Genomic DNA, 14,698 nt, shown 5'->3' on the forward strand with positions numbered 1-14,698 from the left:
GCAGAGGCTGTGCTGGAGAAACTGGGCCTGCCGTACCGCCGCATGCTGCTGTGCAGTGGCGACATGGGCTTTGGTGCCACCAAGACATTTGACCTGGAAGTCTGGTTGCCCTCGCAAAACACCTATCGCGAAATTTCGTCCTGCTCCAACTGCGGCGACTTCCAGGCCCGCCGCATGCAGGCGCGCTGGCGCAATCCGGCTACCGGCAAGCCGGAACTGGCGCATACCTTGAATGGCTCCGGCGTGGCGGTGGGCCGTGCATTGATCGCGGTGATGGAGAACTACCAGAACGCCGACGGCAGCATCGATGTGCCGGACGTGTTGCGCCCGTATATGGGTGGCGTTGCGAGTATCTGCTAAGACGGCTTGCGTTGCGGGTGCCGATGCTGGCCTGAGTCGCTTGCGTATTGGCGGCACCTCGGCCGTGGCCACCTCATCGGCAATGACGATGAAGCAGGAGCGCTGGGAGCCTTCTATTTGCTTGTTATCGCAAATTTCGGGTAACAAAAAACCCCGCCATGGCGGGGTGTTTTGTATTCAACCTGGTGCCCGGAAGAGGACTCGAACCTCCACGAAGTTGCCCCCGCTAGCACCTGAAGCTAGTGCGTCTACCAATTCCGCCATCCGGGCCGGTTGAAGCCGCGCATTTTCCAGTGATCGGCCATGACTGTCAATAGGGGTGTTGTGCTGGCATGGAAAAGATCGAGTTCATCGCAGGCTGTACTATCAGAAGATGAAGAAACCATCAGGCAAGCGCGGCAACGGCCGCGGCAAGCAGGGCGCGGCAAGCGGCTCCGGCACTACGCCACGCAAAGGATCCGGGAAATTGCCGGGCTGGCTGCCGGCATCACCACAGGCAGGCGTGGGGCGCACTGGCAAGCCCGGCACGGATAAAAAAGGCCCGCGCGTGGCTACCCATCCCACCGCGCCACGGTTTGATCCACATGCGCAGCGCGAGGCGCAGCGCTACGACAACCCGATTGCCAGCCGCGAAATGATTTTGCAGGTGTTGGCCGCGCACGACGGCCCGATGAGCGCCGACGAATTGGCGCACAAACTGGCGCTGACCGCCGACGACCGCTATGCCGCGCTGGAAAAGCGCTTGCAGGCCATGTTGCGCGACGGCCAGTTATTGCAAAACCGACGTGGCGGGTTTGTGCCGGCATCGCGCAATGATCTGTTGGCCGGCACCGTGATTGCCAACCCGGATGGGTTTGGCTTCTTGCGCCCGGAGGCCGGTGGCGATGATTTGTTCCTGACGCCGTTTGAAATGCGCAAGGTCAGCCACGGCGACCGTGTATTGGTCAGCATCACCGGCGTGGACCGACGCGGGCGTGGTGAAGCCAGCATCGTGGAGGTGCTGGAGCGCCGCCTGACCCGCCTGCTGGGCCGCTATGCTGAGGAAGCGGGGATTGGCTATGTGGTGCCGGATGACAAACGCATCCAGCGCAATGTGATGATCCCGCAGGATGCGCGCAACGGGGCCCAATCGGGGCAGTTGGTGGTGGCTGAAATCACCACCCCGCAAGACACGCACCGGCCGCCGATTGGCCGCGTGTTGGCGGTGCTGGGTGACAAGCTCACCGCCAGCCAGGCGGTGGAAGCGGCGATCCACGGCCACGATATTCCGCATGAATTTTCGCCGGAGGTGCTGGCGCAGGCGATGGCGGTACCGTTGACGGTGGATGCGGATGCCGTGCTCTCGCCAGCACCCTCGGCGCACGCGACCGATAACCTCAAGCGCGCGGATCTGCGCAGGATTCCACTGCTGACGATTGACGGCGAAGATGCCAAGGATTTTGACGATGCGGTGTGGTGCGAACCCAATGCCGATGGCTTCCGCCTGATCGTGGCGATTGCCGATGTGTCGCATTACGTGCGTCCGGGTACGCCGCTGGATGACGAGGCGCAATTGCGCGCAACCTCGGTGTATTTCCCCGGTTTTGTGGTGCCGATGCTGCCGGAAACGCTGAGCAATGGCATTTGCTCACTGAACCCAGCGGTAGAGCGGCTGTGCTTCTGTTGCGATATGCAGGTGGGGCGCGATGGCAGTGTCACCGCAAGCAGTTTCTATCCGGCACTGATGCATTCGCATGCGCGGTTGACCTATACCGATGTGTGGAATGCGGTGGGCGAGGGTATCCCTGCCGATGACCACGACGCGGCACTGGCCAAGATCGGCACGTTGCTGCCGCAAATCCAACACTTGCATCAGTTGTACAAGGTGTTGGACAAGGCACGTGCCAAGCGCGGTGCCATCGAGTTCGAGAGCAGCGAAGTCCGCTTCGTGCTGGATGCCAAGGGCGCGGTGTCGCAAGCCGGCATGCTGCAACGCAATGATGCACACAAGTTGATTGAAGAATGCATGATCGCGGCCAATGTGCAGGCGGCCAAATTCTTGTTGGACGCGCATATCCCTGCACCGTATCGCGACCACGACAAGCCACCGGAATCCAAATACGCCGACCTTGAGGAATTCCTCAAGGAATTCCAATTACGGCTGCCGCCATGGGGCAAGGTCAAGCCCAAGGATTTTCGCGCCTTGCTGGAAAAAATCCGCGAACGCCCCGATGCCGCCTTGCTGGAAACCGTGATCCTGCGCAGCCAATCGCTGGCGGTGTACGCGCCGGACAACATCGGTCACTTCGGGCTGGCGCTGGAGGCATATGCGCATTTCACGTCGCCCATTCGCCGCTACCCGGATCTGCTGGTGCATCGCGCCATCAAGCATGCATTGGCCGGCGGCAAGCCGGAAACGTACACCTATTCGCCGCACGCCATGGCCGCGTTATCGCTGCAATGCTCCGAACGCTCGCGACGTGCCGACGAAGCGCAGCGCGAAGTGGACGAACGCTACCGCGCCGCGTGGATGGAAACCCACATTGGCAAGGAATTCGACGGCACGATCAGTGGGGTGACAAGTTTTGGTTTGTTTATCGAATTGGATGCATCCAAGGTTAATGGCTTGGTGCACGTCACCCAACTGCCACGCGATTTTTATCATTTCGACGCAGTGCGTAAAACCTTGTCCGGGGAGCGTCGTGGCCGCGAATATCGGCTGGGTGACCGCGTGCGCATCGTGGTGCTGAAAGCCAGTGTGGAAGAGCGCAAGATCGACTTCCGGCTGGTGGAGGAGGAGGGCACCGGTGGTCTGCCGCCAATGCCGGAGCGCGGCAAACCGGCCAAGCGCGTGAAGCAGACGTATTGAGCTGGCAAACTACGCAGATGAGCAAACCTACCCAATGGATCGTCGGCCTGAACGCGGTGGCTTCCGCGCTGGAGCACGACGCCGAGAACGTGCGCGAAGTGCTGCTGGAAGCCGGTGGCAAGAATCCGCGGATCACCGAGATCGAGCAAGAAGCGCGCCGCAAGGATATCGACGTGCGGCGCGTCAACCAGCAGGCGCTGGACGGCGTGGCCGGTGGTGTGCGCCATCAGGGCGCGGCGGCGCGCTATGCGGCGGCCAGGACCTGGGACGAGCATGAGCTCCCCGCGTTGGTCGAAGCCGCCGAAGGCCGCGCCTTGCTGCTGGTGCTGGACGGCGTGCAAGACCCGCACAACCTTGGCGCGTGCCTGCGCAGCGCGGCGGCGGCGGGTGCCACCGCGGTCATCATTCCCAAAGACAAAGCGGTGCAGGTCAATGCCACCGTGCGCAAAACCTCGGCCGGTGCGGCCGACATCCTGCCGATTTTTTCGGTCACCAATCTCTCGCGCAGCCTGCGTGAACTGCAAAAACTCGGGGTGTGGATTTATGGGTTGGCTGGCGAAGCCGATGCCTCGCTCTACGCCATTGACCTGAAGGGCAATGTGGCCTTGGTGCTGGGCAGTGAAGGCGACGGCTTGCGCCGCCTGACCCGCGACAACTGCGACCAACTGGTCAAGATTCCGATGCCGGGCAATTTCGAAAGTCTCAATGTATCGGTGGCTACCGGTGTGGCCCTGTTTGAAGCTGTACGCCAGCGGAGCGCGTGATGGCCCTAGAATTGGCGTGGTACGACTGGGTGGGTATCGCCGGCACGCTGGCGGTGTTGGTGGCGTTTTTCTTGCTGCAAGCCGGCAAGTTGTCCGGCACCGGCATCGTCTATCAGCTGCTCAATCTGTTTGGCTCCGGCGGCGTATTGGTGTCGCTGCTGGGCAAGTTCAATGTCTCGGTGTTTGTGCTGGAAGCGGTATGGATGGCGATCAGCGCCTACGGCATCATGCGCACGCTGAAGTTGCGGAGCGCGCAGCCACCGCGTTAGTGCGACGTGTGCGTTGTGTTGGTTTCGGAGCAGAGCCCGTGCATGGTTTGCTCATGGCGTGTTGCAATCCCGCCCGCGCCAGCCATTGGCAATCGTGCAAAACAGTTTGGCGGTTTGTTCGGTGTCGTACACCGCGCCGTGCGCCTCGTTGGGGTCCCAGCCCAGGCCTGCGGCCATCGCTGCGCGGGCCAGCACGGTTTGGCCGTAGCACAGGCCGGCCATGGTGACGGTATCAAACACGCTGAACGGGTGAAACGGGTTGCGCTTGTGGGCAACGCGCGCCACCGCAGCATTCAAAAAATTGAGATCGAAGTGGGCGTTGTGGCCGACCAAAATGGCGCGGGTGCAGGCGTGTTTTTTCATCGCGGCGCGCACCGGCACGAAGATCGCATCCAGGCCTGTGCGTTCGTCCACTTCACCGCGCAATGGATGGCCAATTTTGATGCCCGTCACTTCCAATGATTTCGGGTCGATGCTGGTGCCGGGTGCGGGCGCGATGTGGGCGTGCGCCACTACGCCGGGCATGTAGTTGCCGGCCTCGTCCAGTTCGATGGGCACCGCGGCGATTTCCAGCAACGCGTGTTTGTTCCAATCAAAACCACCGGTTTCCACATCCACGACCACCGGCAGGTAGCCACGAAAGCGTTCGACCATCGGCGTGATGGGGTTGGGGGGTGTGGGCTCGGACATCGTGAAAGGTTACCCGATGCGGGTTCCCAGCAGCACCCCGCTGGCATGCAGACGCGCCAACATCGGGTGCACATCGGCCACAAACGCGTTGAAGTCCGGATGGCCTATTTCGGCTGCAAGCGATCGCAAACATTGCTGCCCGGTGTAGTGGGTATTGGCTTCCAGCAATGCCAATAGGCGATACAGCACCGGCGAGAGTTGCGAAAACTGCACGCGCCCGTCGGCTTGACGATGGAGCAAGATCACGCTGGGTTCGGCTGGCAAATCGACAGGTCGGTAGTGCGGGCCAATCTGATGCACCGGCCATTGGTAGGCCAGTGGCCACGCCAGTGGCGAGAGCACCGGCACGCCCTCCAGCAGGTCGCCTTGCGGATCATGCGGTGGCGCGGTGGCATCACACAGTTGCAGGCCAAGCTCGGCCCATTCGTAATGTGCAAGTTCGGCCAGCCATGGGCGTGCGGGGTTGGCATGGGCTTCGAGGAAGGCGACAAATTCAAGCCCCAGCCGGGTGAACAGCGGCGTTTCGCTGCGATGGTGGATGAGGAAATCACGCAGCAGGGTTTGCCACTCGCGTTCGCCCAACGTCTTGCACAGCACCGGAAAGGTGCCGGCGAGCAGGCCCTGCAAATTGTTGAAGACCAGCTCGCGATACACGCGCAGCCGGCGCTCTTCAATACCCACTGGTCCGGCATGATGGGCCGGGTCGCGCACGTGTGCAGCCAGCGCCTGCAATTGGGTATGCAGCGTGCTCATGCGACGCGTGCCTGTGCGCTGCGGATAAGGGCCCCTTCATCCAGCAGTTGCGCGAACGGCGGGAAATTGAAATCACGTTCCAGCACGGTGGGGCGCAGGCCGTGGTGGGCATAGCTGAAGTCGAGGAGTTGCCACACAGCGTCCTTGACCGGCATGCCGTGGGTGTCGATTTTCAAGTCATCGGCTTCGTCGAAATGCCCCGCGATGTGGTAGCTGACGATGCGCTGGCTGGGCATGGCGGTGATGAATGCGCGCGCATCGTAGCGATGGTTGATGGCATTGACGTACACATTGTTGACGTCCAGCAGCAAATCGCAATCCGCTTCGGCCAGCACTGCGGTGATGAAGTCGATTTCGGAAAGTTGTTGGAACGGCGCGGCGTAGTAGCTCACGTTTTCCACCGCAATGCGCCGGCCCAGCACGTCTTGCGCGGTACGGATGCGGGCAGCGACATGGTGTACGGCGTCCTCGGTGAACGGTAGCGGCAGCAGGTCGTATAAATGGCCGTCTGCGCTGCAATAGCTCAGGTGCTCGCTGTACAGCACTGCGTGGTGCCGATCCAGAAATTGCCGGGTCTGCTGCAACAAGGCGATGTCCAGCGGGTCGGGGCCACCCAGCGACAGCGACAGTCCATGGCAACTCAGCGGATAGCGCGCGGTCAATGTGGTGAGTTGTTCGCCCAATACGCCGCCGACGCCAATCCAGTTATCGGGTGCGCATTCCAGAAAATCGAAAGCGCCCGCAGGCGCTTCGATGAGTGGATCAAGTAATGCGCGGCGCAGCCCAAGGCCGGTGCTGCGCGGGGGCAGGGCGGTGTGCATGCGGCTTTACATGCTGCCGCCGCATTTGCCCTCGCCACACTTGCCTTCACCGCATTTGCCTTCGCTGCCTGCGGTTTTGCCACCGGCACCGGTCGCTTTGGCATCACCACCGCATTTGCCTTCGCCCATGGCCTTTTGCATGGCGGCGTGGTGGGCGTCGAATTCCTGCTTGCTGATGAAGCCATCGCTATTGCCATCGATGCCGGCAAACTTGTCGTCCTTGCCAGCATGCGCCGCGGCAAATTCAGTGCGCGAAATGCGACCGTCTTTGTCGGTATCCAAACCTTCAAAGGTATGCATGGGGGTTGCTGGGGCGGGCTTGGCCTCATTGCCGGCCATCATTGCCGCGCCGCATTTGCCTTCGCCGCATTTGCCTTCGGTAGCGGCGGGCTTGGTCTTGCCTGCGTCTTGCAGGTAACCGTGGGCCAGCGCGTCCATCGAAAACAAGCTGCCTGCGGCCAAGCCGGCACTGGCGATGGCGGCGCTGATGGCCAGGGTGATGGGTGTGCGGGTGTTCGACATAGACAACTCCTTGGCGCGTCAGCGCGGGTCAGTCTGCCGATGCTACTGCGCGCGAGTGCTTGCGGCTAGTGCAAGCCGGCAAGTGCTGGATTTTGTGTTTTTGTACAGGCCGGATATTGTGACGCGCTGCAAAGCCTGTGAATGCACGGCGAAGGGGTGTCATGGAAGGACTGGCGGTATTACTGGTGTTGCTGGTGTTGGCTGTGCCCATTTTGTTGGTGGTGGCCTTGGTCAAGATCGCGGGGCTGCGGCAGCGGGTGGATGCGTTGGAAGCGGCGGTTGCACAGCAGCCATTCGCACCAAGCGCATTGGCTGCAGCTGTAGTCGATCGTGCGCAGACTGCTGCCCCGCCGGCTTCCATGCAAGCGCCGGTGTTCGTGATGCGGCCGCTGGCTGATGTCGCGGCCACAACCCAGGCTGCGGCTGATGTTGAACCTGCGCGAGCATCCCAGACTGAAGAAGCGCCGCAGCTTGTTCCGCCACTTCTACCATCCTCACGGCAGCCAGCAGAACCCGACGCAATCGAACGCGCCATCCAACGGGTCAAGGGCTGGTTCACTACCGGCAATGTGCCGGTCAAGGTGGGCATGTTGGTACTGTTTGCGGGGGTGGCGGCATTGCTGCGCTATGCCAGTGACCAAGGCTGGCTGCGCATGCCGGTTGAGCTGCGCTTGGCGGGCATCAGTGCGGCGGCCTTGGTGGCCTTGGTGTTTGCATGGCGCAAGCGCGACAGCCACCGCAGCTTTGCGCTGGCGCTGCAGGGCGGCGCGATTGGGGTGTTGTTGCTGGTGACGTTTGCTGCGGTCAAGTTGTATGCCCTGATTGACCCCGCGCCCGCATTTGCCATCAGTGTGATGCTGATTGCCGGACTGGCGGTGATGGCGGTGCTGCAAGAGTCGCGCACGCTGGCCATTTTGGGGGTGTTGGCCGGCTTCCTTGCGCCGCTGTGGCTGTCCACCGGCAGTGGCAACCATGTGGGCTTGTTCAGTTATTACGCACTGCTCAATGCGGGCATTTTTGCAATTGCATGGGTGCGGCCGTGGCGCATTCTCAATCTGCTCGGATTTGCGTTTACCTTCGGCATCGGCACTGTATGGGGCGTATTGCAATACAAGCCGGAGCACTTCGCCAGCACCGAGCCTTTCCTGCTGCTGTTCTTCGGGTTCTATCTGCTATTGCCCTTGCTGTATGCACGCAAGGCGCAAACGCCGGGCGGTGCGCGGATCGACGGCAGTTTGTTGTTTGGCACGCCGCTGATTGCGTTCTCGCTACAGGCCGGGTTGTTGCAGGGCGAGCGCATGCCGCTGGCACTGTGTGCCTTGGGGCTGGCCGTGATGTATGTGGCGCTGGCATGGGCGCTTCGACATAAAGAAAAGCTGCAATTGCTGGGACGTGGCTACGCGATCTTGGCAGTGGGCTTTGCCACCTTGTCGATCCCGCTGGCGTTGTCTGCGCACGCCACGGCCTCGGTGTTTGCATTGGAAGGGGCCGGCTTGGTGTGGTTGGGTCTGACCCAGCAGCGTCGCCTGCCGCGTTGGGCCGGGATCGGTTTGCAGTTGGCCGCCGCGCTGGCACTGGTGTTGGTGGAGCCAAGTTTGTTGGGCCGCGGGGATACCGCAATCGCGGTGATCAACGCCAACTTCATGAGCGCGTTGTTGATTGCCGCCGGCGGATTTGCCACGGCATGGCTGTATCGCCAGCATGGCGATGCTGTGGTGGCGGTGTTGGCCTACCTCTGGGGCGTGTTGTGGTGGGCCGGCAATGGCCTCCATGAAATCAACAGTTTCGCGGCAACAGTGGATCGCCTGCATGCCTATTTGCTGTTGGCTGGCGCTACCGGCTGGTTGGCCGCAGAAGTACAGCGCCGGCAGCCGGCACGCGCATTGGCATTGACCACATTGGCCGGACTTGGGCTGGCGTTCCCATTGGCATTTGCGCAAATGCAAAGCAATGGCCAGCCATTTGCAGGCCAAGGCGTATGGGTGTGGCCGCTGTTTGCGGCACTGGGGCTGCGCAGCCTGTTGTGCTTGCGCAATAGCAGTGATTCGGTGGCGGGGCTGGCGCAATTGCTGTGGTGGTTGTTGTGGCCCACGGTGCTGTCGTTGTTGGCGTCGTTCATTGGGTCGCGCTTTGAGCTGGCCGATGGCTGGGTGGGGATGTTGCTGGCCCTGCCTTGGTTGGTGTTGGCATTGGTGTCGTTGCGCCGGGACGTGTGGCTGTCGGCACCCTTGGCGGAGCTGTTTGCACCGTTCCAATCCGTGCTGCGGCTGTTGGTATTCATTGCACTCGGGCTGTGGTGGTTGCTGATGCTGTTCAATGCCGGGCAAAGTGCACCGCTGCCGTGGCTGGCGGTGCTCAATCCGCTGGATTTGGCGCAGCTTTCGGTGCTGCTGTTGCTGGCGCTGTGGCTGCGTGATGGTGTGTCTGCACGCACGCCGCTGGCGTCGCAGCCGGTGATGGCGCTGGCGCTGGCGGGCTTGTTGTTGGTGACGGTGATGACCTTGCGCGGCGTGCATCACTGGGGCGCGATTGCATGGGATGGCGCGTTGCTGGGCACGGGCTTGGCGCAAACCAGTTTGACCGTGGTCTGGAGCTTGCTGGGGATGGCCGGCTGGGTCTCGGGTTCGCGCCGTGGGCAGTGGGGCTTGTGGTTGGCCGGTGCCATTTTGATGGGCATCGTGCTGCTGAAACTGCTGTTGATCGACCGCAGCAATTTGGGTGATCTGCTCGGCATCGGCGCGTTTATCGCCTACGGTCTGCTGTGTACTTTGGTGGGCTGGCTGGCACCGGTACCGCCACGGCGAACGGCAGCGCAGGATGCGGAACATATCGACAACGCATACACAGGCGAGGAGACAGCATGAAGCGGTGGATGCTGGGGGTGCTGTTGCTGCCATTGGCCGCACACGCAGGTGATGACTACGCGCAGCAATGGCCGTTGCAGTTATCGCGCCCCGATGCCGGTGCGTATCGGGTGACGCTGGATGCGGCGGTCTATCGTGCGGCGTATTGGCGCGACCTGCGCGATGTGCGGGTACTGGATGCCAGCGGCAAGCCGGTGGCCAGCGTGCTGCAAGCACGGCCGGATGCGTCGGCCGGGCAAGCGCAGCACGTCGCACTGCACTGGTTCACGCTGCCGGTGACAGCCGCATCGCAAGACAGCGATTTGAGCGTGCTGGTGCAGCGTTCCACCGATGGCGCGGTCGTGTCGGTGCGCAGTGGTGCAGTGGCCAATAATGATGTGGTCACCGCGTCTGCGTGGCTGGTCGATCTGGGCAAAGACAGCACCCACATGCACGCACTGCTGCTGGATTGGGGGGATGTCGCGCAGCCGTTGGATGCGGGCTATCGGCTGGAAGGCAGTGATGATCTGCGCAATTGGCGCACTCTGGATCCACAGGTGCGCCTTGTGCAATTGCGCAATCAAGGGCAGGAACTGCGCAGCAACCGGATTGCGTTGGATACGCCGCCACGTTATTTGCGATTACTGCCGCTGCAAGCAAGCCCGGCGATCGCGCTGCGAGCGGTGCAGGGTGAATGGCGCGCAGCAGCCGGCACCAACAATTGGCAGTGGCAACCGGTGCCCGTGGCCGCAGGCACGCCGGCCAAGGGGGGCTTTGACTATCACAGCGATGGCCGCTTCCCGGTGCAGCGCGTGGATGTGGTGATGCCCGCCAATACCAGTGTGCGTTGGTCTGTACTCAGCCGCGATGCGGATGCGGGCACGTCTGCGCAGGCATCAATGGCATGGACGCCGCGCGCCTATGGTTGGAGCACATGGCAGTTGCAGGATGGTGCCAGCACACAAACTTCGCCGCCGCTGGATCTGAATACCAGCATCAGCGATCGCGAGTGGCGCTTGCAGCTGGAATCGGGCGATCTGCCAGCCTCTGCTCCCACTCTGAAGTTAGGGTATCAGCCCGCCAGTATTGTGTTTTTGGCGCAGGGCACGCCGCCCTATGTCCTGGTGGCAGGAAGCGCCGCCGCACAGAACACGCAAGATGCGGTAGCGCCCATGCTGGCAGCCTTGCGCGCACGTCACGGTGCGCAATGGGTACCGGCGGTGGCAACGCTGGGGCCGGTCAGCCCGCGCGCAGGCAGCGCCGCCTACACGCCGCCTGCCAAGCCCCGTGACTGGAAAACCCTGACCTTGTGGGCATTGCTGGTGCTGGGTGCACTGCTGGTGGGCGGAATTGCGTTCAGCCTGTTGCGCGGCAAGTCGCAGTCTGCCGGCCAATAGGCCCGCCACGGGTCATGCGACGGGTTTCAAACTGTCGTCGCGTTTATTGCGCGGTGGCAGCGGTGTATCACCATGCAACAAGAACCACACGTTCTCGGCGATATTGGTGGCGTGGTCGCCAATGCGTTCCAGATTTTTGGCCATGAACAGCAGATGCGTGCACGGCGTGATCGCACGCGGGTCTTCCATCATGTAGGTGAGCAGTTCACGGAACAGCCCGGTGTACAGCGCATCCAGCTCGGCATCGGCATCGCGCACCCGCAACGCATCGTCGCCATCGCGTTGCTGATAAGCGCGCAGTACATCGCGCAATTGGTGCGCCGCCATTCGCCCCAACGCATCCAGCCCACGGGTATGGGAGAGTGGCGGCGACTGGTTCAGTACCAGGGAACGTTTGGCGATATTGGCCGCGTAATCGCCAATGCGCTCGATGTCGGAAGCTACCCGCAACGCCGCCAAAATCACGCGCAGGTCGCTGGCCAGCGGGCCGCGCTGGATCAGGCGAATCGCATCATGATTGATTTGCTGTTCAAGTGCATCAATGCGTTCGTCATTGGTGATCACTTCATGCGCGGCGGCCGCATTGCGCTGGGTCAGCGCATTCAGTGCGGATTCCAATTGGCTGGTGGCCAACTGGCCCATGTAAATCAGCGTGTCACGCAAGGCGGTTTGTTCGTCGTCGTGACTCTTGACGATATGCTGATGTTGCTCGTTCATTAGCCGAACCTCCCGGTGATGTAATCCTCGGTCTGTTGTTTGACCGGGTTGGAAAAGATCTGCTCGGTGGCGCCATGCTCGATCAAGTCGCCCATGTACATGAAGGCGGTGTAGTCGGACACGCGCGCCGCCTGCTGCATGTTGTGGGTAACAATCATGATCGTGAATTCCTGCTTGAGTTCCTCTACCAACTGCTCGATGCGGCTGGTGGAAATGGGGTCCAACGCCGAGGTGGGTTCATCCAGCAACAGCACGTCGGGCTTGAGCGCCACGGCACGCGCAATGCACAGACGCTGCTGCTGGCCGCCGGACAAGCTCAGGCCACTGTCTTTCAACTTGTCTTTCACCTCGTCCCAAAGCGCGGCTTGGCGCAGTGCCAGTTCCACGCGGGCTTCCATGTCGGCTTTGTTCAGACGCTCATGGTGGCGAATGCCATAGGCCACGTTTTCGAAAATGGTCATCGGAAACGGCACCGGTTTTTGAAACACCATGCCCACCTTGCTGCGCAGCCGGTTCATCGGGTACGCAGGGGCCAGAATATTTTCGCCATCCAAGAGTACTTCGCCCTTGGCTTCCAACTTCGGGTACAGCGCATAGATGCGGTTGAACACGCGCAGCAACGTGGACTTGCCGCAGCCGGACGGGCCAATCAGCGCGGTCACGTGCTTTTCCGGAACCTCCAGGTTGATGTTTTTGACCGCATGAAACTTGTCGTACCAGAAGTTCAATCCGCGTGCGGCAATTTTCACCGGCGGGGGGGGCGATGCTGCAGTGTGCTGGACTGCATGCGCAGTGGCGAAATGGGCTGTGTTCATCGGAGGAGTTCGCAGGTCAGTCATGAGTGGCGCGATTGCGCAAAAGCAGGAAGCGGGCCAGCAAGCTGATGGCCAGCACGAACAAGGTAACCAGCAGCGCACCGGCCCATGCCAGCTGCTCCCAATTTTCAAAGCCGGCACCGGCGAATTTGTACATCACCAGTGGTACCGCGCTCATTGCGCCGGTGATTTTCAGGCTGAAAAATTCATTGCCAAATGCAGTGAACAGCAGGGGGGCGGTTTCGCCTGAAATGCGCGCCAAGGCCAGCAGTACACCCGTCACGATGCCGGGCAGCGCGCTGCGGTACAACACCTGTACGGTCACTTTCCACTGCGGTACACCCAACGACAACGCCGCTTCGCGCATTTGTACCGGCACCAGTCGCAACATTTCGTCGGTAGTGCGCACCACTACCGGCAACACGATGAACGCCAGCGAAAGCGCGCCAGCGATGGCGGAGAACTTGCCTCCGGTATTCATCACGAAGGCGGCATACACGAACAGGCCCAGCACGATCGACGGTGCCGACATCAAGATATCGTTGACGAAGCGCACCGCTGTACCCAACCGGCTATGCCCCCCCACTTCCGCCAGCCAGGTGCCTGCGGCAATCCCCATCGGGGTACCGATGGCGACGCCCATTCCGCACATCAACAAACTGCCGACGATGGCATTGCGCAAGCCGCCGGCTTCCATCGGCGGCGGTTGATCTTGCAAGAACAAGGCCATGTTCAAATGGGCGAGGCCTTTGGCAACCAGCGTCCACAAAATCCAACCCAGGAAGACCAGGCCAAACACGGCGGCAGCGCAGGCCAGGGTGATGGCAATGGCATTGATGATACGACGCCGTTGATACAACGCTGCGGAAAACGTACTCATCGGTTGCCCTCCTTGCGCGCCAGGTTTGACAACATCAGGCGTGCCAGTGCCAGCACGACGAAGGTCACCATGAACAACACAAAGCCCAGCAGCAGCAAGGCGGCGCGGTAGGTTTCGGTGGCCTCGCCAAAGTCATTGGCGATCAAGGCGGCAATCGTGGTGGAGGGTTCCAGCAGTGAGGTGGTGAAGCTCACGCTATTGCCAATCACGAATGCCACCGCCATGGTTTCGCCCAGTGCCCGGCCAAGGCCCAGGAAGATGCCGCCGATCACTGCCGAGCGGGTGTAGGGCAGCACGATGTCCCAACTGACTTCCCACTTGGTGGCACCTAATGCGTAGGCCGATTCTTTCAAGCGGGTGGGCACGGTCAGGAATACCTCGCGCATGGTCGAGGCGATAAACGGAATCACCATGATCGACAGCACCAGGCCCGAGGTCAGCATGCCTGCGCCAATCGGTGGCCCGCTAAACAGCGCGCCGATCACCGGCAGCGGGCCGATGTGTTCATCCATCCACGGGATCAAGCTTTCACGCATCACCGGCATCAGCACGAAGAAGCCCCACATGCCGTAGATGATCGACGGAATGCCGGCCAACAATTCAATCGCGGTACTGACCGGCGTGCGCAGCCAGCGCGGTGCCACTTCGGTCAGGAAGAAGGCGATGCCAAAGCTCACCGGCACCGCAATCAACATGGCGATACAGGCGGTCACCAAGGTGCCGTAAATCGGCACCAGTGCGCCGTATTTGTTCTCAACCGGGTTCCAGTCGCTGGACAGGAAAAAATTCAGACCCTCGCTGGCCAGCACGCTGCGGCCGCCCCACAGCATCGACAAGGCCGCACCGGCAAGGGTCACCAATACGAATACCGCAGTGACGGTCAGCAGCCAACGAAATCGCCGGTCGTGGCGGGCATCGGTGGCATCGCGATGGCTGGGGAGTGTGGCGGTGGAAGTGGCGATAGCACTCATGGAATATGCGTGTCCTGCCCTGGCAAATGGGCAACAGGTGGCGTTCGT

At 61.6% G+C, this 14,698-nt stretch carries 14 protein-coding genes and 1 tRNA gene; 6 read left to right on the forward strand and 9 right to left on the reverse strand.

Annotated elements, in window-relative coordinates; all coding sequences use genetic code 11:
- The coding region (locus QWB57_RS07690; protein ID WP_343229799.1) for an aminoacyl--tRNA ligase-related protein at nt 1–360 on the forward strand (360 nt) is incomplete at its 5' end.
- A 183-nt stretch (nt 361–543) separates the two neighbouring features.
- On the opposite strand, the gene QWB57_RS07695 is transcribed toward QWB57_RS07690, so the two are convergent.
- A tRNA-Leu gene (locus QWB57_RS07695) sits at nt 544–630 on the reverse strand.
- A 103-nt stretch (nt 631–733) separates the two neighbouring features.
- Between QWB57_RS07695 and rnr the strand changes: the two genes are divergently transcribed.
- The 3 genes from rnr to QWB57_RS07710 are packed head-to-tail and all read left to right on the forward strand — an operon-like array spanning nt 734 to nt 4,241.
- A complete protein-coding gene (gene rnr / locus QWB57_RS07700; protein ID WP_288969026.1) occupies nt 734–3,208 on the forward strand; it encodes a ribonuclease R in 2,475 nt (824 codons plus the stop codon).
- Between the two features lie 17 nt (nt 3,209–3,225).
- Nucleotides 3,226–3,972 (forward strand): 23S rRNA (guanosine(2251)-2'-O)-methyltransferase RlmB, encoded by a 747-nt coding sequence (rlmB, locus tag QWB57_RS07705; RefSeq protein WP_288969028.1) that lies wholly within the window; start codon nt 3,226–3,228, stop codon nt 3,970–3,972.
- The gene (locus tag QWB57_RS07710) at nt 3,972–4,241 is read left to right on the forward strand and encodes a hypothetical protein (protein ID WP_223628563.1); all 270 of its coding nucleotides are present in this window, start codon (nt 3,972–3,974) and stop codon (nt 4,239–4,241) included. Before rlmB ends, QWB57_RS07710 begins: the two co-directional genes overlap by 1 nt.
- 51 nt (nt 4,242–4,292) lie before the next feature.
- Here QWB57_RS07710 and rnt read toward each other — a convergent pair whose 3' ends face one another.
- Genes rnt through QWB57_RS07730 form a run of 4 tightly spaced genes read right to left on the reverse strand, consistent with a single transcriptional unit; the run spans nt 4,293 to nt 7,027 of the window.
- The gene (gene rnt / locus QWB57_RS07715) at nt 4,293–4,931 is read right to left on the reverse strand and encodes a ribonuclease T (protein ID WP_223628565.1); all 639 of its coding nucleotides are present in this window, start codon (nt 4,929–4,931) and stop codon (nt 4,293–4,295) included.
- Between the two features lie 9 nt (nt 4,932–4,940).
- The gene (locus tag QWB57_RS07720) at nt 4,941–5,684 is read right to left on the reverse strand and encodes a putative DNA-binding domain-containing protein (protein ID WP_288969030.1); all 744 of its coding nucleotides are present in this window, start codon (nt 5,682–5,684) and stop codon (nt 4,941–4,943) included.
- Complete coding sequence (locus QWB57_RS07725; protein WP_288969032.1) at nt 5,681–6,505, reverse strand: DUF692 domain-containing protein; 825 nt, start codon at nt 6,503–6,505, stop codon at nt 5,681–5,683. Before QWB57_RS07725 ends, QWB57_RS07720 begins: the two co-directional genes overlap by 4 nt.
- 6 nt (nt 6,506–6,511) lie before the next feature.
- Nucleotides 6,512–7,027: a hypothetical protein gene (locus tag QWB57_RS07730; protein ID WP_288969034.1), complete on the reverse strand. Its 516-nt coding sequence runs from the start codon at nt 7,025–7,027 to the stop codon at nt 6,512–6,514.
- A 161-nt stretch (nt 7,028–7,188) separates the two neighbouring features.
- On the opposite strand from QWB57_RS07730, the gene QWB57_RS07735 reads away from it, so the two are divergent.
- Both QWB57_RS07735 and QWB57_RS07740 read left to right on the forward strand, forming a co-directional pair.
- On the forward strand, nt 7,189–9,891 hold the full coding sequence (locus tag QWB57_RS07735) for a DUF2339 domain-containing protein (RefSeq protein ID WP_288969035.1): 2,703 nt from the start codon (nt 7,189–7,191) through the stop codon (nt 9,889–9,891).
- A complete protein-coding gene (locus tag QWB57_RS07740) occupies nt 9,888–11,267 on the forward strand; it encodes a DUF3999 domain-containing protein (protein ID WP_288969037.1) in 1,380 nt (459 codons plus the stop codon). Before QWB57_RS07735 ends, QWB57_RS07740 begins: the two co-directional genes overlap by 4 nt.
- 12 nt (nt 11,268–11,279) lie before the next feature.
- Here the strand turns inward: QWB57_RS07740 and phoU are convergent, their stop codons facing one another.
- From phoU to pstC, 4 genes are read right to left on the reverse strand one after another with little or no spacing between them, the layout of a single operon-like run.
- On the reverse strand, nt 11,280–11,984 hold the full coding sequence (gene phoU / locus QWB57_RS07745; protein ID WP_223628583.1) for a phosphate signaling complex protein PhoU: 705 nt from the start codon (nt 11,982–11,984) through the stop codon (nt 11,280–11,282).
- On the reverse strand, nt 11,984–12,823 hold the full coding sequence (gene pstB / locus QWB57_RS07750) for a phosphate ABC transporter ATP-binding protein PstB (protein WP_223628585.1): 840 nt from the start codon (nt 12,821–12,823) through the stop codon (nt 11,984–11,986). The genes phoU and pstB overlap by 1 nt, the downstream gene beginning before the upstream one ends.
- On the reverse strand, nt 12,816–13,679 hold the full coding sequence (gene pstA, locus QWB57_RS07755) for a phosphate ABC transporter permease PstA (protein ID WP_223628590.1): 864 nt from the start codon (nt 13,677–13,679) through the stop codon (nt 12,816–12,818). Before pstA ends, pstB begins: the two co-directional genes overlap by 8 nt.
- Nucleotides 13,676–14,650, reverse strand: coding sequence for a phosphate ABC transporter permease subunit PstC (gene pstC, locus QWB57_RS07760; RefSeq protein WP_223628592.1), 975 nt, complete (start codon nt 14,648–14,650; stop codon nt 13,676–13,678). The genes pstA and pstC overlap by 4 nt, the downstream gene beginning before the upstream one ends.
- Between the last annotated feature and the right edge of the window lie 48 nt (nt 14,651–14,698).

Source organism: uncultured Thermomonas sp. (assembly GCF_937872235.1).
Taxonomy (GTDB): domain Bacteria; phylum Pseudomonadota; class Gammaproteobacteria; order Xanthomonadales; family Xanthomonadaceae; genus Thermomonas; species Thermomonas beijingensis.